The organism is Marinibacterium sp. SX1 (assembly GCF_050389775.1).
GTDB lineage: Bacteria > Pseudomonadota > Alphaproteobacteria > Rhodobacterales > Rhodobacteraceae > Marinibacterium.
In genome coordinates this window covers 679491-697630 of sequence record NZ_CP177144.1, presented here as the reverse complement: position 1 = coordinate 697630, position 18140 = coordinate 679491, and the positions used below count along the sequence as shown (strand labels likewise).

The following is an 18140-nucleotide window of genomic DNA, read 5'->3' as shown; positions in this document are numbered from 1 at the left end:
CATGTGGGGGGCGTTACGCGCGGCGGCACTGGGGGCAAGCCTCACCGCCTCTGCCGGGCTGAGCGCGGATCGCGCCCTTGCACAGGCCGCCCTTGCGGACGGCCCGACCTATTCGATCCTGGATTTCGCCGATCTCGACGGCTGGGCCGATGACGACCATGCCGCGGCGCTGGATGTTTTCCTGGAAACCTGCCCCGATCTCGACGATCCCGACTGGGCCGTGCTCTGCGCCGTGGCCCAGAACCACCCGCGCGACAAGGCCCGGCTGTTCTTTGAACTGTTCTTCCGGCCGACGCTGATCGAAGACGGCGCCGATGCGCTGTTCACCGGATATTTCGAACCCGAGCTGGAAGGCGCCCGCCAGCCCGACGCGCGTTTCCGCTATCCGCTCTACCGCATGCCCCCCGAGGCCGGTGACGGCGCCTGGCTGACCCGGCGCGAGATCCTGACCAGCGGCATCCTCGAAGGCCGGGGGCTGGAAATCGCCTGGGTCGACGATGCCACCGAGTTGTTCTTTCTCCAGATCCAGGGCTCGGGCCGGGTCCATTTCCAGGACGGCGGTTACGTCCGGGTGGGCTATGGCGGCAACAACGGCCATCCCTATCGGTCGGTCGGCACCGAACTGGTGCGCCGGGGCATCTTTGGCGCCCACCAGGTCAGCGCCAAGGTCATCGGCCATTGGGTCAAGTCCAACCCGCTGCTCGGCAAGGAACTGCTGTTCCACAATCCGTCCTACGTGTTCTTCCGCGAGGTGTCGCGCGTGCCCTCCGACAAGGGTCCGCTGGGTGCGATGAACCGGTCGATCACGCCGCTGCGGTCGATTGCCGTCGATCCGGCCTACACACCCCTCGGCGCGCCGGTCTGGCTGGAAAAGGATGGCGACGGGCCGATGCGCCGGCTGATGGTGGCCCAGGACACCGGATCGGTGATCAAGGGCGCACAGCGGGCGGATGTCTTTTTCGGCACCGGCGACGCGGCGGGTTATGCCGCCGGCCGGCTGCGCGATCCGGGGCGCATGGTCGTGCTGCTGCCGATCCAGCGGGCCTATGCGCTGTTGCCGGACGGTGCCTGATGAAACGCCGCAAGCTGACGCCCGACGAGGCCGCGCTCTGGGAACAGGTGGCGGCCCGGACCGAACGGATGCACCCCGAGCGCAAGACGCCGGATGCGCCAAAATCCAAGCCCAAGCCGAAACCGGTGAAGCCGCCGCATGTGCACCGGCCCGAGCTGGACCCGTTCGACATCGGCCAGGCCGCGCCGCACCGGCCGGCTCCGCATGATCTCAAGAAACCGCTGGCCGAGCGCATGGCCGGCGCGCCGCTGGCCATGGATCGCAAGGCTTTTACCCGCATGCGCCGGGGCAAGATGGTGCCCGAGGCCCGGATCGACCTGCATGGCATGACGCTGGACCGGGCGCATCCGGCGCTGACCGGGTTCATCCTGCGGGCCCAGGCCGATGGCAAGCGGCTGGTGCTGGTGATCACGGGCAAGGGCAAGCGCGGCGAGGATCACGGGCCGATCCCCCGGCCGCGCGGGGTGCTGAAACACCAGGTGCCCGACTGGCTGTCGCGCCCGCCGCTGGCCCAGGCCGTGCTGCAGATCGCCGAGGCCCATGTCAGCCATGGCGGCGGCGGGGCCTATTACGTCTATCTCAGGCGGACGCGCTGAGCGGCGGGGCCAGCGCGGCCCGCGCCCGGGCAATGCCGATCGACATCAGCACGGTGGTCAGGACGAACCAGGCGGCGATGCCCAGGAACTGGGTCTGGATGCCGATGCCCAGGTCGATCAGCAGGCCGGTCACGCCCGGCCCGATGGCCGATCCCAGCACCATGACCGCCGTGGCCATGGCCTTGATCGCGCCGATGTGGCGGGTGCCAAAGACCTCGGCCCAGAAGGCATTGGGCAGGGTGGCCATGCAGCCCGAGGTCACGGCCATGAAGGCCAGCCCCGCCAGCATGACCGGTGGCGTGTCCGACAGGGCATAGATCGTGAAGGCCGCGACCATGGGCAGCTGCATGAAGGGCATCAGCCGCACCGCGCCCAGCCGGTCCAGCGCCCAGCCCGCCCCCATGGCCGTGGCCAGCGACAGGCCGGTATAGACCGGGAACAGCCGGACCAGCTCGACATGGGCCCAGCCCTTGATCTCGGCCAGGTGGACCTGGTGAAAGAAATAGGCCGTGACAAAGGCCGGCGGGCCCAGAATCGCCGGCACCATGAACCAGAACAGCGGATGGGTCAGCACGTCTTTGCGGGTCCAGTGGCGGTTGCCCATCCCGGCCGACACGGTCTTTTCGGCATGGGATTGTGGCGTGCGTTCCTCGCGCAGCAAGCGCGTCAGCAGGGGCACGGCGGCCAGCACGATGGCCGCCGACAGGACCCACAGCAGGTGCCAGTCGGTCACGCCCATCAGGGCCACGAAACTCAGCGGCAGGCAGGCCTCGCCCAGGGCAAAGCCCATGGTCGCCACGGCCAGCGCCCGGCCGCGCGTGGCATCGAACCAGCGGGTCATGGCCACCAGGGCGATATGGCTCGACATGCCCTGGCCGAAGAACCGCAGGGCAAAGACCACGACAAAGAGCAGTCCGGCGAAGGGGTTGAAGGCCATGGCCAGGCAGGCCAGCGCCAGGCCCAGCAGGATGACCGGGCCCAGATGGCGCACACGGAAGATGTCGGTCAGCCCGCCGGCCCACAGCATGACCAGCGCGGCCAGGGCCGTGCCCAGCGTATAGATCCCGCCCCACTGGCCATGGCTCAGCCCGAAGGTCGCGCGGATTTCACCGGCGAAGACCGAGATGAAAAAGGTCTGTCCGAAACTCGACAGGAAACTCAGAAGCGCGCCGGCAGCCAGCCATCGGGCGTTCCGGCGCAGGAAATCGCCAAGGGTCATGCCTTGGCTTGCCCGCAATTACATGCTTGGCGCAAGCATTATCTCTCAGCGCGTGTCGAGCGCCTCGGGCAGGCGGCCATAGACCGCGCGGCCGGCCGGCGGGATGACAGCGAAATACGCATCGTCCTCGCCCATCGTCCGGCTGGTTTCGACGGCCCGGCGCAACAGGGCGATCATCGTCGGCGAGGTCACGGGCACCAGGTGCGACGAGGCCGCATCACCGCTGTGGTCGCTGGTGTCGATGATCGTGACGGGCAGGTCGGCCATCCGGCTGGCATTGGACAGGCTGCCCAGCCGTTCACCCGCCGGCTTGCCGCGCAGAAAGGCCGACAGGCTGAGCGCCCGGTCGCGGTCGGACACGAAGATCAGGAAGGGCTGGGGCAGGGATTTCATCCGCGCGACCTGGGCGCGAAAGACGTCGATATCCACGTCCGGCGCGATCAGGATCACCCCGCCCACATGTTCTGTGGCCCAGCCCGGGCGGGCGATCTCGATCTGGCGCAGGGCTTCCATGGTCAGCAGCGCGCCCATGGAATGGCCGACCAGCACGATGCGCTCGGCCCGGCTCTGGCCTGCGGCCAGCAGCATGGTTTCCAGCCCGTCGCGGGCGAACAGCATGGAATCGTGATCGTAGACATAGCCCAGCAGCTGGCCCCGGCTGGGCCAGGAATAGATCGCGTTGACCGCTGGCGAGCGGATGTCCTCGGCGATCTGGGCGGCGCGAAAGGCGGTTTCCGACTGGGTGGCGTTGTAGCCATGTACAAAGATCGACACTTCGCGTTCGTCCCGGGGCAGGCCGGACAGGTCGCGGTCGATCCGGGCGCGAAAGGCCGCGGGATCGTCATAGGCCAGGCTGCGCGCGATGACGAAATCCCGCTGCGGGTCGGCACGGTTGCGGTGGTGGGTCATCTGGCCGGGCCGGTGGTTGGGCGGGATCGACACCGTCAGTTCCAGCAGGCCCAGCCCGGCCGACCGCCCGTCGCCATAGCTGCCATCCGGCCCGGTGGCCCGGCTGGTCACGGCATAGACCGTGCGGTTGGTGCCGATGTCCAGGGCCAGGGGCATGTCGGGCCCGTCGATGCGCGGGCTGCACCCGCCGGCCAGCGCCACCCCGGCCAGCAGGCCGATCAGCGCCGCGCGGCGGTGTGATCCGGGCGCACGATGTGCGTGAAAGGCCCCGCGCGGATCCGGATGACGGGCCGCGCGGGCCGGGCGATCAGAGCACGTACCTGCTGACATCGGCCGATTTCGTCAGCTCGCCCAGGTGCTCTTCGACAAAGGCCCGGTCGATGGTCACGGCATCGCCGGCCCGGTCGGGCGCCACGAAGGACAGGTCTTCGAAGACCCGTTCGATCACCGTGTAGAGCCGCCGCGCGCCGATGTTCTCGACGCTCTGGTTGACCTCGGCCGCGATGCGCGCCAGCGCCGCGATGCCGTCCTCGGTAAAGGTCACGGTGACCTCTTCGGTCTGCATCAGGGCGGTGTACTGGCGGGTCAGGGCGTTGTCGGTCTCGGTCAGGATCCGCACGAAATCACTTTCGCTCAGGGCCTTGAGCTCGACCCGGATCGGCAGCCGGCCCTGCAGTTCGGGCAGCAGGTCCGACGGCTTGGCGATGTGGAAGGCGCCCGAGGCGATGAACAGGATGTGGTCGGTCTTGACCGGGCCGTGCTTGGTCGACACGGTCGTGCCTTCGATCAGGGGCAGCAGGTCGCGCTGCACACCCTCGCGGCTGACATCGCCGCCGCGGGCCTCGGCCCGGGCGCAGACCTTGTCGATCTCGTCGAGGAAGACGATGCCGTTCTGCTCCACCGCTTCCAGCGCGGCGCGGGTCACGGTTTCATCGTCGAGCAGCTTGTCGGCCTCTTCACCGATCAGCAGCTCATAGCTTTGCGCCACCGTCGTCTTGCGCCGCACGGTGCGCCCGCCGAAGGCCTTGCCGAAGATGTCGCCCAGGTTCATCATGCCCATCTGGCCGCCGGGCTGGCCCGGAATGTCGAACATCGGCAAGGGGTTGGACGTGTCGGCCAGGTCCAGCTCGATCTCGGTGTCGTCCAGCTCGCCGCTGCGCAGCTTCTTGCGGAACATCTCGCGCGTGGCCTCGCGCGCATCGCTGCCGGCGATCGCCGCGATGACCCGGTCCTCGGCGGCCTGGTGGGCGGCGGTCTTGACGTCCTCGCGCATCTGCGCGCGGGTCTGGACGATGGCGCTGTCGACCAGGTCGCGGATGATCTGTTCGACATCGCGCCCGACATAGCCCACCTCGGTGAACTTGGTCGCCTCGACCTTGATGAAGGGCGCCCGGGCGAGCTTGGCCAGTCGGCGGCTGATCTCGGTCTTGCCGACGCCGGTCGGCCCGATCATCAGGATGTTCTTGGGATAGACCTCTTCGCGCAGATCGTCGGGCAGCTGCTTGCGCCGCCAGCGATTGCGCAGGGCCACGGCCACGGCCCGCTTGGCATCGGCCTGGCCGATGATGAACCGGTCAAGCTCGCTGACGATTTCCCGCGGGGTGAGGTCGGTCATGTCGGGTCCTTTCGGGGGGAGATTTTTCCGGGAAAAATCTTGTGACAAGAATTTTCGCGAAAATTCTCAGTCGCCCAGTGTCTCGGTGATCACGTTGCCATTGGTGTAGACGCAGATGTCCGCCGCAATGGCCATGGCACGGGTGGCGATGGTTTCGGCATCGAGGTCGCTGTCGATCAGCGCCCGGGCCGCGGCCAGGGCGTAATTGCCGCCCGACCCGATGGCCGCCACGTCATGTTCGGGTTCCAGCACGTCGCCGGCCCCGGTGATGACCAGCAGATCGGTGCCATCGGACACGATCAGCATGGCTTCCAGCTTTTGCAGGTACTTGTCGGTCCGCCAGTCCTTGGCCAGCTCGACACTGGCCCGGGCCAGCTGGCCGGGCGTGGCCTCCAGCTTGGCTTCCAGCCGTTCCAGCAGGGCAAAGGCATCGGCCGTCGAACCGGCAAAGCCGGCGATGACGTCATAACCGCCGGGGCTGAGCCGGCGCACCTTGCGGGCCGTGCCCTTGATGACCGTGTCGCCCAGCGACACCTGGCCGTCGCCGGCGATCACCACGCGTCCGCCCTTGCGCACGCCGATGATCGTCGTTCCATGCCAGCCGGGAAAGCTCTCGCCTGTCATTGTGGGGTCTCCGCCTTGTTGTGCAGGATGGGGTCGCACGACCACCGGCCCGGCGCGTGTGCCGCCCGGGCCAGGGTCAGGGCAACCGGGGATCGGCTCAGATCGAGCTGTCGATCCAGGATTTCAGCGCGGCTTTCGGCGCGGCGCCGGCGCGGTTCGAAATCACCTGGCCGTCCTTGAAGATGAACAGCGCGGGGATGCCGCGCACGCCCATGGCGGCGGCCGAGTTGGGGTTGCTGTCGACATCGACCTTTGCAACCTTGATCTTGCCGTCGTATTCGGCGGCCAGCTCTTCCAGGGCGGGGCCGATCTGCTTGCAGGGGCCGCACCATTCTGCCCAGAAATCGACGACCACGGGGACGTCGGAATTCTTCACTTCTTCTTCGAAGGTCGTGTCGGTAACGGCAACGGTGGCCATGGGTCTTGCTCCTGAACGGGTGAATGGGGCCTTGAACCGGGAACCTATGAACGCCCCTGCGCGGCGTCAAGAAGGCCCGCGCGTCGCAGTGCAGCCATGACGTGATCGGGTGGCAAGGTCATCAACTTTGCGCTGCGGGTCCAGAGCACGGCCACTTCGACGGGCCGGTCGGGGTAGATCGCGCCCAGCATGAGGGCATAGGCGCCCATCTGGCGCAGGATGCCTTCGGGCACCGTGTCGGGCGCGCCGGGCACCACGGCATTGGTCTTGAAATCCACGGCCAGGACCCGGTCGGGCGTCACGATCAGCCGGTCGATCACCCCGTGCAGGCGCTGCGCCGCGGTGCCCTCGCCGATGGTTCCGGTCACCGGCACCTCGGCCAGGGTGTCGGGCGCGAAGAGCGGGGCCAGGGCCGGTGCGGTGAGCAGGGCCGAAACCTCGGCCAGCAGCGCGGCCCGGTCGGGCGGGGCCAGCTCGGCCAGCAGGTCGTCGGCCCGGGCAGCCCAGCCCTCGGGCCCCTGCCCGGCCAGGTGTTCCAGCAACAGGTGCACGGCGCTGCCCCGCGCCTTGGCCGCGGCCTCGTCCAGCCCGGCCTCGCCCGGCAGGGCCTTGGTCCCGCCCAGGTCCGACGGGCTGAGCGTGACCGCCCGTTCGGGCGGCGGCGGGGCCGGCTGGCGAAAGATCTCGGGCACGGTGACACGGGTGGGCGCGACGATCTCGGGCCGTTCCAGCGGCAGGCCGTCCCAATCGCCGGTCACGTGCAGCAACCCGGTCTCGTCGCCCATCGGCAGGTCGATGGCCCCCGACCGGCGCAGCCCGGCCTCGGTCTGCTGATACCAGCTGTCGCCATCCTTGGGCAGATCGCCGGCGGCCGTGACGATCAGCCATTTCTCGGCCCGGGTCAGGGCCACGTAGAACAGCCGCTGGCGTTCGGCCCGCTGGCGGTCCTGGAAGGCATCGCGGGCCTCGCCCATCGCCGGGGGCATGCCATCGGCATTCACCCGCCAGACCGGCCGGCCGTCGATCTCCATGATCTCGGGCACCGAAGGCGCCTGGCGCTTGCCGGTGTCGGGCAGGATGACAATGGGCGATTCCAGCCCCTTGGACCCGTGCACGGTCATCACCCGGATCAGGTCGCCGGCCGATCCCATCTCGCGCTTGATTTCAAGGTCGTCGGTTTCCATCCAGCTGAGGAAGCCGGTCAGGCTGGGCACGCCCGTCCGCTCATAGGCCAGGGCCTGGCCCAGCAGCGCGTTGATCCCGTCCTCGGCCTCGGCGCCCAGCCGGCCCAGCAATAGGCGGCGGCCGTCATGGCGGGTCAGGATGCGTTCGATCAGGTCGTAGGGCCGCAGGAAATCGGTCTGGCCCATCAGGTCGGCCAGCACGGCCAGGGTCTGCGGATGATTGTCGCGCCGGCGCAGCACTTCCCACAGAAAGCCCTTTCGGCCCTGGGCCACCGCGTAAAGATCCTGTTCCGACCAGCCGAACAGCGGCGATTTCAGCGCCGTGGCCAGCGACAGGTCGTCTTCGGGCGTCGACAGGAAGGACAGCAGCGCGCCCAGGTCGCGCACGGCCAGCTCGGCCCCGACCTTGAGCCGGTCGGCCCCGGCGATGGGCAGGCGGCGCGCCTTGCAGGCCCGGATGATCTCGGCAAAGAGATCGGACCGGCGCTGCACCAGGATCATGACATCGCCCGGCCGGACCGGCCGGCGGATCAGACCGCCCCGGCCTTCGTCGGGCAGGGTTTCCACGCCGATCATCGCCTCGATCCGCTCGGCGATGCGTTCGGCCAGGATGACCGTGTGGTGGCGGCTGCCCTTGCGGTCGACCGGCTCGTGCCAGGCCCGGTCCTCTTCGTCCTCGGTCTTGGGCACGACGGGCCACAGCTCGACCCGCCCGGGCAGGTCGGACTTGAACGCCCGGTGCAGGCTGTCGGCGGCAAAACCGGCCTCGGCCTGGCCTTCGAAGATCGTGTCGACCAGGCCCAGGATCGCCGGCGATGAGCGGAAGGAATATTCCAGCGTCAGCGATTGCAGCCCGGGCCCGGCGGCCTGCAGCCGGTCGGCGAACTCGGCCTGCATCTTGTCAAAGGCCTGGGGATCGGCGCCCTGGAAGGAATAGATCGACTGTTTCTTGTCGCCCACGACAAAGATCGTGCGCTCGACATCCCGCGCGCCTTCGCCGGCGGTGAATTCCTGGGCCAGGGTTTCGATCACGTCCCATTGCACCGGGCTGGTGTCCTGGGCCTCGTCGACCAGGATGTGGTCGATCCCTCCGTCCAGCCGGAACAGCACCCAGGCCGCGACCGCCGGATCCTTGAGCAGGGCCCGGGCCTTGAGGATCAGGTCGTCGAAATCGAGCCAGCCGCGCAGCTGTTTCTGGCGGGCATATTCGGGCAGGAAGGCCGCGGCAAAGGCATGCAGCGCGGCGCTCTTGCGCGCGGCCACCAGGCCCAGCCGTTGTGGCCGGGCTTCCTGCACCCGTTCCATAAGGTCGTTCAGCGCCGGCATCCAGGGCGCCACGGCCCCGTCCTTCTGGGCGCCCTTGGTCGGAAAGCTGCCGATCTTGGCCGTGAACGGCGCCTTGGCCCCGGCCCCGGTCAGAAGCACGCCTTCGAGCAGTTCCAGCGTGGCCAGGTCCTCGCTGCGCACCTGGGCCAGCTTGTCGGCCGCCCTCTGGTCGGTCTTGCCCGAGGTCTGCAACGCCCGGGACAGGGCGGTCAGCATGTCGATGTCGTCGGGCGCAAAGGCCTGGTCGATCAGCGCCTGTTCGTCCATCCCGGGCGACAGGCCGAAGACACCTTCGATCTCCGCCATGTCCATCGGCGGGTCAAAGGCCTCGCGCCGGCCCGCCAGCGCGCCGGTCAGAGCGTCGAGGCCGTCGGACAGGTAACCGGCAATGCCGTCGATCAGGTGGCCCTGCGGCCCTGCGGCCATCTCCTCGACGATCTCGGCCCGCAGCAATTCGGCCGACCGGTCTTCCATCTCGGTGAAATTCGGGCTGACACCGGCTTCCAGCGGGAACCGCCGCAGCAGCGAGGCACAAAAGGAATGGATGGTCTGGATCTTCAGCCCGCCCGGCGTTTCGATCGCGCTGGCAAAGAGCGTGCGGGCCTTGCCCAGGTCGACCGTCGTACCGGCGCCCAGCACGGCCAGCGCCTTGCGCAGCGGGCCGTCGTCCAGCATCGCCCATTCGCCCAGCCGCTTGAACAGCCGGTTCTGCATCTCCGAGGCCGCGGCCTTGGTATAGGTCAGGCACAGGATGTGCTGGGGTTCGACCCCCGACAGCAGCAGCCGGGCCACCCGGTCGGTCAGCACGCGGGTCTTGCCCGATCCGGCATTGGCCGCCAGCCAGGTCGAGGCATCGGGCCGCGCCGCCCGGACCTGGCGTTCGGTGGCCGCGTCGCGGGCCTTGTCGTCGGGCGTTCCGGCCGCCTGTCCTGCCGCGCTCATGCCAGGTCCTCCGGGGTCGGATCGGTGGCCATGTCCCATTCGCCGTAACGCGCCAGCTGGTCGTAATCGCCCACGTCGCTGTCCTTTTGCAGCATCCGGCGGGCGGTATAGCCCTGGGCCGGATCGCGGTAAGCCCTGAGCAGGTCGCGGAATTCCTCCCAGACCTGCTCGACCGGGGTTTCGTCCAGGGGCGCCGGCTCTTCCTTGCCCGCGCCGCCCAGGCCCAGGAACACCGCCCGGGCCACGGGGGCCGGCGTCAGCCCCTTGAACGCCCCCTGCCCGATCATCGCCGCTTCGAGCAGCAATTGCTTGTCGAACAGCTTCTGTTCCTTGGCCGTTGGCGGCCGGCCGGTCTTGTAATCATAGATCACCCAGCGCCCGCTGGTGTCGCGGTCGATCCGGTCGGCCTCGCCCGTCAGCCGGAACGGCGGGTCTTCGATCAACACTTCGCCATATATTTCAAAGGCTTCCGGTGTGCCCAGGCTGCGCCGCGTGCGTTCGCCATCGGTGAACCAGCCGGCCACCCGGGCCAGCCGCGCCCGCCACAGCCGGCGTTCGGCGGCCCAGGGCACCTCGGTGGCCAGCACCCGGTCGGCCACCTGCATCAGCCGTTCGGGCGTCACCTCGTCGGGCGTGTCTGCCGTCTCGCGGATGAAATCCTCGAGCACGGTATGGATCACCGTGCCACGCAGCATCGCGTCGGGTTCGGTCATCAGCGGATCCAGCGCGCGCAGTTTCAGCACGGTCTGGGCATAGATCGCATAGGGATCGCGGATCAGCGTCTTGATCCGCGTCACCGACAATTGCTGCGGCCGGGCCTCGACCGGTGGGCGGGGCGACGGCCGGATCGCCGGCGCCGTGCGCTCGGCCCGTTCCAGCTCGGTCACCCGGTCCAGCCACAGCCGCCCCCTGCCCCGCATCGCGGTCAGCGCCTCCGGCCCGCCCCGCTGCGGCAGGCCGCCCAGCAGGTTGACCAGCCGGTTGACCCAGCGCGAGGGCACCGTTTCGGCGTCGGACGAGCGTTTCGCCCGGGTGATCCAGACCTCTTCGGCCCCGGCGGCCTGCTGGAAATCATGCGCGGCCAGCCCGATCCGCCGTTCCGGCAGCAACAGCCCGACCTGGTTGCGCAAGGCCCGGTTCAGCCAGGGATCGGGTCGCGCGGCCTCGGGCCAGGAGCCTTCGTTCAGCCCGCCCAGGATCAGCAGGTCGGCGCCCTGCACCCGGGCTTCGAGCGTGCCCCAGATCATGATGCCGGGATGCGGCTTGTCACGGTCGCGCACGGTTTCGCGTTGCAACAGCGCGCCCAGCAGGTCGGCCACGTCGCGCGCGGCCATGTCACCGCCGGCATCGGCATGCAGCTCAAGCGCCTCGATGACCTTGCGCGCTTCCTGCCCGGCGTTCTGGTCCCACAGCCCGCCGGTCTCGGCCGGGTCATCGGCCTGCGAGCCGGCGGCCACCCGTTCCGCCCGCGCGCGCAGCGCGCCAACGCGCCCCGCAAGGGGCGCCACCGCCGGATCATGGGCGCAGAGCAGCGCGTCGGCCACCCAGGCCCGCCAGGGCTCGGGCGGCGGTGTGCGCTTGCGGTCGACCATGTCCGAGGCAAAGCGGTCCAGCGTGGCCGGTTCGGGATGCGGCGGGGCATTGCGGCGCAGCCACAATTCCAGGTCGCGGGTATAGATCAGGTGATCCGCCCGGCCCGGCCCGCTGTGGCACAGCGGGTGTTTCAGCATGGCCAGCAGGCTTTCGGGCGTCACCGGGTTGGCGATCAGGTCGGCCACCTGGCGCAGGAACCGGCCCGGCGGGGCCAGGTGCAGCGGCTGGCCGGCGGAATCGTCGGCCATGATGCCCCAGCGGTCCAGCGCCGCCTCGACCTGGCGCGTCAGCATCCGGTCGGGCGTGATCAGCGCCGCGGTCTGGCCGTCTTCGGCCGCCTGGCGCAGGCGCAGGGCAATCGCCAGCGCCTCTTCGCGCGGATCGGTCGCCTCAAGCAGGGTCACGCCGGCCATTGCCGGGCCCAGGTCGGGCAGCGACGGGCCTTCGGTCAGCCAGGCATCGGTCACCGGCGCCGGGCGCAGGGCCAGCGACAGCACCCGGTTGCGCTCGAGCGCCGGCGGCGGGCTGTCGGTCCAGGGCCGGATATCGCCCGGGGCCAGGTCCATCCGGTCCATCAGGGCCTTGTAGCGATATTGCGGATGGTCCTCGGCGGTCAGCGCCGCGCGCATCCCGTCCCAGACCTCGTCCGGCAGGTCCGGGTCATGGCCGGGCAGCACCACCGCGCCCTGCGGCAGACGGGCGGCGGCCTGCATCAGGATCTGCATCATGCCCCGCGAGCCGGTCGACCCGGCCAGGATCACCGGCGTTTCGGGCGGGGCCTCGGCCCAGCGGGCGGCCAGGGATTCGGCCACCAGCCGCTGGCGCGCCTCGGCCTCGGGGGCTTCGGGATCGGCCAGCATCCCGGCAATGGCGATGAAACGTTGCGCCCGGGCCCAATGGCCCGACAGGTCGCTGACATCCAGCCCGGCGATGGTGTCCGGGCTGACGCCCTCGCCCTGCATCTCGGCAAAGAGATCGGCCAGGCTGTCGGCCAGGTCATAGACCGCCGCGCGCGGGGCCAGGTCGGGCTCGGCCTCGATCAGGCGGCTGACCAGCTGGGCCAGTTCCAGCCGGCGGCGCAGCGGCGGGATGGCCGGCGGGATGTCGTCCAGCCCGGTATCCAGGTCGGTCATCAGCCGGATCTGCGGAAGCAGGCGTGGCGGCCCGGCGTCAAAGATGTCGCGCAGCCTGCGGGCCATGCGCCGGGTGTTGACGATCAGCAGGATGCGCGCCCAGGCCTCGGGCGGCTGGCCCTGCATCCGGCTTTCCAGCCCGGCGACCAGCTGGGCCGGGAAATCGGCGCCGCAGGGCAGGGCAAAGACCCGGGCCTTGTCCGAAGGTTCAAACATCGGCGATCAGCCCCTCGGCCAGGGCAATGCCTTCGGGCCGGCCGACATCGCACCAGCGGCCGGGATAGCGCAGGCCGAAAAGCCGGTCCCCGGCGATCATGCGATCCCACAGAACATTGAGCGAAAACGATTTTTCCGCGATGTCGTCCAGCCCGCCGGTCTTGATGATCTGGGCCCCGCCATAGATGACCTGGCCGCCCCGCGCGATGCGCCCGTCGCCGTCCAGGTCGAAATCGCCGCCGCCCAGCCGGCCGACGGCATCACCCGGGTCAAGGCAGACCAGCAGCGCATCCATCCGCTCGGGGTCCCAGGCCTGCAGCAACAGCTGCAGCGGGTTCGGCCCCTGCCAGATCACGTCGGGGTTCAGCGTGATGACCGGGTCGGCGCCCAGCAGCGGCAGGGCCTGGCGCAGCCCGCCGCCGGTTTCCAGGATCTCGGGCCATTCGAAAGAGGTGATGACGTTCCGCGCGGCCAGGTGATCGGCCAGGGCGCGGGGCTTGTAATGCAGGTTGGCCACGATCCGCGGCGGGGTCACCGCGCGGGCCAGGTCGAGCGCATGATCGATCAGCGGCCGGCCGGCGACCTCGATCATCGGCTTGGGGCGGTCGGCGGTCAGCGCACCCATGCGGGTGCCGAAACCGGCGGCAAACAAGAGAACGGGAGGCTGGGTCATGCGGTCCGGGGCAGCAGGCGGGAAAGGGTGGCCGGGGTCGGGCGGGGCAGGGCGTCGAGGATGGCCTGGGCGACCGGGGCCAGCGCCGGATGGTCGAGGTTGCGTTCGACGTGGCCAAAGACGCGGGGCATCAGGTCAAGGTAGCGGGGCTTGCCGAAATCGCAGGCCAGCCGGGCAAAGACGCCCAGGATCCGCAGGTTGCGCTGCAGGCCCAGCACGGCATAGGCCGTGCGGAAGGTGTGATCGTCCTGGCCCAGGGTGTCGCGGAACCGGGCGGTCATGGCGATTTCGACGGCGGCGGGCACGTCCCGCCGGGCATCCTGCAGCAGCGAAACCAGGTCATAGGCCTCGGGTCCGGCCACGGCATCCTGGAAATCCAGCAGCCCGACGCGGGCCGGCCCGGTGCGGTCGGGCAGCCACAGCAGGTTATCGGCATGGTAGTCGCGATGCAGGAAAACGGCCGGTCCGCGCAGGGCATCGTGGAACAAGTCTTCGAGCCGGGGCAGGATCCGGGGCGTGGCATCGGCGCCGGTGATCGGCGCGGCATAGCGGGTGAAGGCCAGGTCGGTCATGCCGGCCAGGGTGACCGGATCGAGCGTGACCAGCCCTTCGGGCCGGTCCATCGCGCGCAGCTCGGCCAGCAGGTCGGTCGCGGCGGCGTAAAGATCGGGCTCGCGGGCAGGGGCGCGGGCGATCAGCCGGGTGAAGGTGTCGTCGCCCAGGTCTTCCAGCAGCATCAGCCCGGTATCGGCATCGGCGGCCAGGATGCGCGGGGCCGACAGGCCGGCGGCGGCCAGGTGATCGGCCAGGCGCTGGAAGGTCGTGATGCCGGCGGCATCCTCGGGCGGGGCGATCATCAGCACGGCGGCATGGCCCCGGCCATCGGTCAGCCGGTCATAGCGCCGGGCCGAGGCATCGCCGGCCAGCGCGCGGCGGTCGGCATCGGCCCAACCGGCCCCGGCGAGAAAGGCGGCGATCTGGCGGTCGCGGGCGGTCATGCGGCCAGCCCATCGAGGCGCGCGGCCCAGTCCGGCGTGCCGGCGTCGATGGTCAATGTGCGGCGGTCGGGATCGTCGGGATCGGGGACAAAGGTCAGGTTCAGCGCGCCGGCCGGGGCCAGCTCGCCCAGCCGGTCGGGCCATTCGACCAGGCAGATGGCTGTATCGAAGGCGTCGATCAGCCCAAGTTCGATCAGCTCGTCAGGCCCGGACATGCGATAGAGATCGCAATGCCACAGTGGTCCGCGCGTGGTGTCATAACTTTGGACCAGGGTGAAGGTCGGGCTGGGGACGTCTTCGGGGATGTCCTGCAGCGATTGGATCAGGCCCCGGGCGAAGTGGGATTTTCCAGCGCCGACAGGGCCATGCAACAGCACGACATCACCGGGCGAAAGGCATTGGCCAAGCGCCGCGGCAAGGGCGGTGGTGGCATCCGGGGAGGGCAGGGAGAGGCGGCGCGGCGACATGCGCGCAGAATGCCGCCCGTTCCGGCCCCCCGCAAGATGCGATCAGCGCGCATCCGCCTGCAACATGCCGTCGTCCTGTCCGGCGGCTTCGGTCAGCCGGTTGCCGCGGAAACAGACCAGCGTGGCGCCGTCCTGGATCGGATGGACGGTGCAGATGACCTCGTCGCCATTGTTCAGCCGGATGCCCGCCCACCAGGTCGTCCGCTCGACCGGGGTGGCGACGAAATCGCGCAGGTCGCCCCAGACCGGCGTGGGCATCGACCGGGACTGCCAGTCGCGGGTGGCGTCGTGGATCGTGACCTCGGCAAAGGAGGCATCGGGGTCGACATTCCACAGCTGGCGATAGGCGGCGTTCGACAGGGTCAGCACGCCATTGGCCGCAAAGACCGCAACGGCGTCGTCAAGATGGTCGAGGATCGCCTCGCTCATCTCCAGCTCGGACCGGAAGCGGCGGGTCAGGGTGACCTCGGCGGTGATGTCCTCGAACAGGAAGGCCACGGCGCCATCGGGATGGGGCCGACCGCTGACCTGGTAGATCGACCCGGACGGCAGCGACCAGGTCTCGCGGTAGTCGCCATTGGCCGCGGCGGCGACCAGGTCGGCCATCTGGTCGCGCCAGGTCGAATAATTCTTGGGCTCGGGCATCATGCGCGCATCGCGCAGCCGGTCGAAGAAGCTGAGCAGGTTGGGCCGGGCCGACAGGAAATCGGCGGGCAGCGAGGTCAGGTCGATCAGGGCCGGGTTGAACAGGGCCAGCTGGCGGTTGCGGTCGAAGATGGCCAGGCCGATGGACAGCTGGGCAAAGGTCTTGGTCAGGGTCTGCACGAAGTTCCGCTGGGCGATCTCGGCGTTGACCACGGCGCCGACATCGACGGCATAGAACATGCGATAGCCATCGTGCCGGGCAATCCAGACATCGTACCAATAGAAATTGTCCTGGCCGGGAATGGAAATCGACGCCCGGATCCGGCTGCCGCTGGGCTTGGTATCCAGCCCCGACTGGAACAGCCGCTTGCCCGGCTGTGGCCGCGTGCCATGGGTGCGATGAAACAGGTCGGCATAGGCCGCGTTGTACCAGCTGACCTCGCCACCGTCATTGACCCGCCAGATCGGGTAGGGTGCCAGGTCCATCGTCGAGCGCAGCGTGTCGTATTCGACCTCGAGCGCATGCAGCGCGGCGGGGCTGCGGGTATTGGCCAGGCCGGGCAGCTGGACCGGCCGGACTTCGAGCCGCAGGATGCCTTCGAGCCGTTCGGCCAGCAATTCATAGCCGTCCAGCGGATCGCGGGCGGAAAACACCGCCTCGTCGGTCATGGTGTCGAGCGTGTCGAGATCGAGGAACCGCTTGGCCAGGATGTGGCGCAACAGGCCCAGGTCGTCGAGATCGGCACGCGTGCCATCCTCTTCATCGGCCTCCAGCAGGGCGCGGCCCGAGGCGCTGGAATCGATCAGCATGTCCTCGTCGAACAGGAATACCGGTTCCGATTGCTCGGGCAGGCGGGCGACCTGGCGCGATCGGCTGGACGGACCGTTGCGCCCGGCCTGCAGCCAGATCGTCGCCCCTATCGCGGCGGCAGCGCAAAGCGCCGCCAGGCCCGCCCATTCCAGCACGTCAGCAAAGTCCATATCCGCAATCCGTCGCGTCAAGCTCAGTCGCCATCCTGGCCGCAAAAGAGTTAACGCGAGCTTAATCAGTTCATTGCGAAACCAAGAGAATTCTCGCTACTTAACACTTGCATCGGTTGTGCGCCGCACTCACGCGCGGAACTGGCGGTTGGCCCCGATCGGCACGGCATTGGCGCTGTCGCGGGCATCGATCTTGTCGCGCGGCCAGGCCACTTCGATGATCGCGCCGCGCCGTTCGGCCGGGGGCAGATCGCTGCCGTAAGGGTCGGTGCCATTGGCAAAACTCAGCTCGGCCCCGGAGCGTTCGAGCAGGGTCTTGGCGATGAACAGCCCCAGCCCCATGCCTTCGTATTCCGGGCGCGCGGCGCGCTCGGTCTCGGTCTTGCGCCGGCGCACGAACGGGTCGCCGATGCGCCCGATCAGATGCGCCGGAAACCCGTCGCCGTCATCGAGAATCCGCACCGTGATCCGGTCGGCCGTCCACATCGATTCGACCCAGACATTGCCATGGGCGAAATCCACCGCGTTCTGGATCAGGTTGCGCATGCCGTGGATGACCTCGGGCATGCGCAGGATCGACGGTTGCTGCAGGTCACCGCCCTCGCCGGGCCCGTCCTCGAAATGGATCAGCTTGCCGCGGTACATATGCGGCTCGGCGGCTTCTTCCAGCACGGCCGACAGCGGCGCCTGGCGCAGGTGCAGGTCGTCCTTTCCGGCCCGTCCCATGTCGCGCAGGATGTCGCGGCAACGGTCGGCCTGCTGGCGGATCAGCGCGGCATCCTCGCGCAGGTCGGGCCGGTCGTCGAGCTCTTCCATCAGCTCGGCCGAGGTCAGCTTGATCGTGGCCAGCGGCGTGCCCAGCTCATGCGCGGCGGCGGCCACCACCCCGCCCAGGTCGGTCAGCTTCTGTTCGCGGGCCAGGGCCATCTGGGTCGCGGTCAGCGCATCGGCCATGGAATTCATCTCGGACGAAACCCGCCGCGAATAGAGCGCCATGAAGATCGTCGCGATGATCAGCGACAGCCAGGTGCCGAAGACGAAGATCGCCGGAACCTGCAGGACAACCCCGGTATCGGTGCGCAGGGGCAGGTGGAATTCGGCCAGCAGGGTGACGATGACAATGGCCGTGCCGCCGACCAGCATGGTCGAACGCAGCGACAGCACGTTGGCCGCCACGGTCACCGGAGCCAGCAGCAGGACCGAGAACGGGTTGTTCAGCCCGCCGGTCAGGAACAGCAGGGCGGACAGCTGCAACAGGTCGAACAGCACCATCAGGAAGTTCTCGGCCTCGGTCAGGCGCTTGTTCTCGGGATAGACGAACATGGCCACCAGGTTGCCGATCACGGCCACGCCCACAGCCAGGAAACACAGGCCGACATCCAGCGTCAGGTGATAGGTGCGCTCGGCCACGGTGATCGCCGTGACCTGGCCGACGATCGCGACCCATCGTAGCAGGATGAGCGTGCGCAGGCGGATCCAGTTGCCGCGCTGCTGGCCCAGTCTTAAGTTCACCTCCGATTGCTGCATCC

The 18140-nt window shown here is 69.0% G+C and carries 14 protein-coding genes; 2 read left to right on the top strand and 12 right to left on the bottom strand.

Translation table 11 applies throughout. The annotated features are described in order from the left end of the window. Window position 1 precedes the first annotated feature (1 nt). Together mltA and ACK3BB_RS03190 are read left to right on the top strand one after the other, a co-directional pair. Window positions 2-1072 carry a murein transglycosylase A gene (gene mltA / locus ACK3BB_RS03195; RefSeq protein ID WP_428927289.1) on the top strand — a complete coding sequence of 357 codons (1071 nt, stop codon included), beginning with the start codon at window positions 2-4 and terminating at the stop codon, window positions 1070-1072. Next, on the top strand, window positions 1072-1668 hold the full coding sequence (locus ACK3BB_RS03190) for a Smr/MutS family protein (protein WP_428927288.1): 597 nt from the start codon (window positions 1072-1074) through the stop codon (window positions 1666-1668). The genes mltA and ACK3BB_RS03190 overlap by 1 nt, the downstream gene beginning before the upstream one ends. On the opposite strand, the gene ACK3BB_RS03185 is transcribed toward ACK3BB_RS03190, so the two are convergent. The 12 genes from ACK3BB_RS03185 to regB form a co-directional block, all read right to left on the bottom strand. Beyond that, entirely contained in the window at window positions 1652-2887 is a 1236-nt protein-coding gene (locus ACK3BB_RS03185) for an MFS transporter (RefSeq protein WP_428927287.1), read from the bottom strand. The genes ACK3BB_RS03190 and ACK3BB_RS03185 overlap by 17 nt on opposite strands. Before the next feature lie 45 nt (window positions 2888-2932). Beyond that, window positions 2933-4126 carry an alpha/beta hydrolase gene (locus tag ACK3BB_RS03180; RefSeq protein ID WP_428927286.1) on the bottom strand — a complete coding sequence of 398 codons (1194 nt, stop codon included), beginning with the start codon at window positions 4124-4126 and terminating at the stop codon, window positions 2933-2935. Continuing rightward, window positions 4104-5411: an ATP-dependent protease ATPase subunit HslU gene (gene hslU / locus ACK3BB_RS03175; protein ID WP_428927285.1), complete on the bottom strand. Its 1308-nt coding sequence runs from the start codon at window positions 5409-5411 to the stop codon at window positions 4104-4106. Before hslU ends, ACK3BB_RS03180 begins: the two co-directional genes overlap by 23 nt. A gap of 66 nt (window positions 5412-5477) precedes the next feature. Further along, window positions 5478-6035 (bottom strand): ATP-dependent protease subunit HslV, encoded by a 558-nt coding sequence (gene hslV, locus ACK3BB_RS03170; protein ID WP_428927284.1) that lies wholly within the window; start codon window positions 6033-6035, stop codon window positions 5478-5480. Window positions 6036-6132: 97 nt separating this feature from the next. Then, complete coding sequence (gene trxA, locus ACK3BB_RS03165; protein WP_111776918.1) at window positions 6133-6453, bottom strand: thioredoxin; 321 nt, start codon at window positions 6451-6453, stop codon at window positions 6133-6135. A 44-nt stretch (window positions 6454-6497) separates the two neighbouring features. Beyond that, complete coding sequence (gene addA, locus ACK3BB_RS03160) at window positions 6498-9905, bottom strand: double-strand break repair helicase AddA (protein WP_428927283.1); 3408 nt, start codon at window positions 9903-9905, stop codon at window positions 6498-6500. Then, the gene (gene addB / locus ACK3BB_RS03155; protein ID WP_428927282.1) at window positions 9902-12847 is read right to left on the bottom strand and encodes a double-strand break repair protein AddB; all 2946 of its coding nucleotides are present in this window, start codon (window positions 12845-12847) and stop codon (window positions 9902-9904) included. Before addB ends, addA begins: the two co-directional genes overlap by 4 nt. Continuing rightward, the gene (locus ACK3BB_RS03150; RefSeq protein ID WP_428927281.1) at window positions 12840-13520 is read right to left on the bottom strand and encodes a nucleotidyltransferase family protein; all 681 of its coding nucleotides are present in this window, start codon (window positions 13518-13520) and stop codon (window positions 12840-12842) included. Before ACK3BB_RS03150 ends, addB begins: the two co-directional genes overlap by 8 nt. After that, entirely contained in the window at window positions 13517-14518 is a 1002-nt protein-coding gene (locus tag ACK3BB_RS03145) for an aminoglycoside phosphotransferase family protein (RefSeq protein ID WP_428927280.1), read from the bottom strand. Before ACK3BB_RS03145 ends, ACK3BB_RS03150 begins: the two co-directional genes overlap by 4 nt. Next, entirely contained in the window at window positions 14515-14985 is a 471-nt protein-coding gene (gene tsaE / locus ACK3BB_RS03140; RefSeq protein WP_428927279.1) for a tRNA (adenosine(37)-N6)-threonylcarbamoyltransferase complex ATPase subunit type 1 TsaE, read from the bottom strand. Before tsaE ends, ACK3BB_RS03145 begins: the two co-directional genes overlap by 4 nt. A gap of 42 nt (window positions 14986-15027) precedes the next feature. Next, a complete protein-coding gene (locus ACK3BB_RS03135; RefSeq protein WP_428927278.1) occupies window positions 15028-16611 on the bottom strand; it encodes a PAS-domain containing protein in 1584 nt (527 codons plus the stop codon). Between the two features lie 129 nt (window positions 16612-16740). Continuing rightward, on the bottom strand, window positions 16741-18138 hold the full coding sequence (gene regB / locus ACK3BB_RS03130) for a sensor histidine kinase RegB (protein WP_428927277.1): 1398 nt from the start codon (window positions 18136-18138) through the stop codon (window positions 16741-16743). Window positions 18139-18140 lie beyond the last annotated feature (2 nt).

Bases quoted from the DNA above. Each gene is read 5' to 3' on its own strand.
- ACK3BB_RS03145 (WP_428927280.1), bottom strand. From the start codon at position 14,518: ATGACCGCCCGCGACCGCCAGATCGCCGCCTTTCTCGCCGGGGCCGGT.
- ACK3BB_RS03180 (WP_428927286.1), bottom strand. From the start codon at position 4,126: ATGTCAGCAGGTACGTGCTCTGATCGCCCGGCCCGCGCGGCCCGTCAT.
- mltA (WP_428927289.1), top strand. From the start codon at position 2: ATGTGGGGGGCGTTACGCGCGGCGGCACTGGGGGCAAGCCTCACCGCC.
- trxA (WP_111776918.1), bottom strand. From the start codon at position 6,453: ATGGCCACCGTTGCCGTTACCGACACGACCTTCGAAGAAGAAGTGAAG.
- addA (WP_428927283.1), bottom strand. From the start codon at position 9,905: ATGAGCGCGGCAGGACAGGCGGCCGGAACGCCCGACGACAAGGCCCGC.
- ACK3BB_RS03185 (WP_428927287.1), bottom strand. From the start codon at position 2,887: ATGACCCTTGGCGATTTCCTGCGCCGGAACGCCCGATGGCTGGCTGCC.
- ACK3BB_RS03190 (WP_428927288.1), top strand. From the start codon at position 1,072: ATGAAACGCCGCAAGCTGACGCCCGACGAGGCCGCGCTCTGGGAACAG.
- regB (WP_428927277.1), bottom strand. From the start codon at position 18,138: ATGCAGCAATCGGAGGTGAACTTAAGACTGGGCCAGCAGCGCGGCAAC.
- hslU (WP_428927285.1), bottom strand. From the start codon at position 5,411: ATGACCGACCTCACCCCGCGGGAAATCGTCAGCGAGCTTGACCGGTTC.
- tsaE (WP_428927279.1), bottom strand. From the start codon at position 14,985: ATGTCGCCGCGCCGCCTCTCCCTGCCCTCCCCGGATGCCACCACCGCC.
- ACK3BB_RS03135 (WP_428927278.1), bottom strand. From the start codon at position 16,611: ATGGACTTTGCTGACGTGCTGGAATGGGCGGGCCTGGCGGCGCTTTGC.
- addB (WP_428927282.1), bottom strand. From the start codon at position 12,847: ATGTTTGAACCTTCGGACAAGGCCCGGGTCTTTGCCCTGCCCTGCGGC.
- ACK3BB_RS03150 (WP_428927281.1), bottom strand. From the start codon at position 13,520: ATGACCCAGCCTCCCGTTCTCTTGTTTGCCGCCGGTTTCGGCACCCGC.
- hslV (WP_428927284.1), bottom strand. From the start codon at position 6,035: ATGACAGGCGAGAGCTTTCCCGGCTGGCATGGAACGACGATCATCGGC.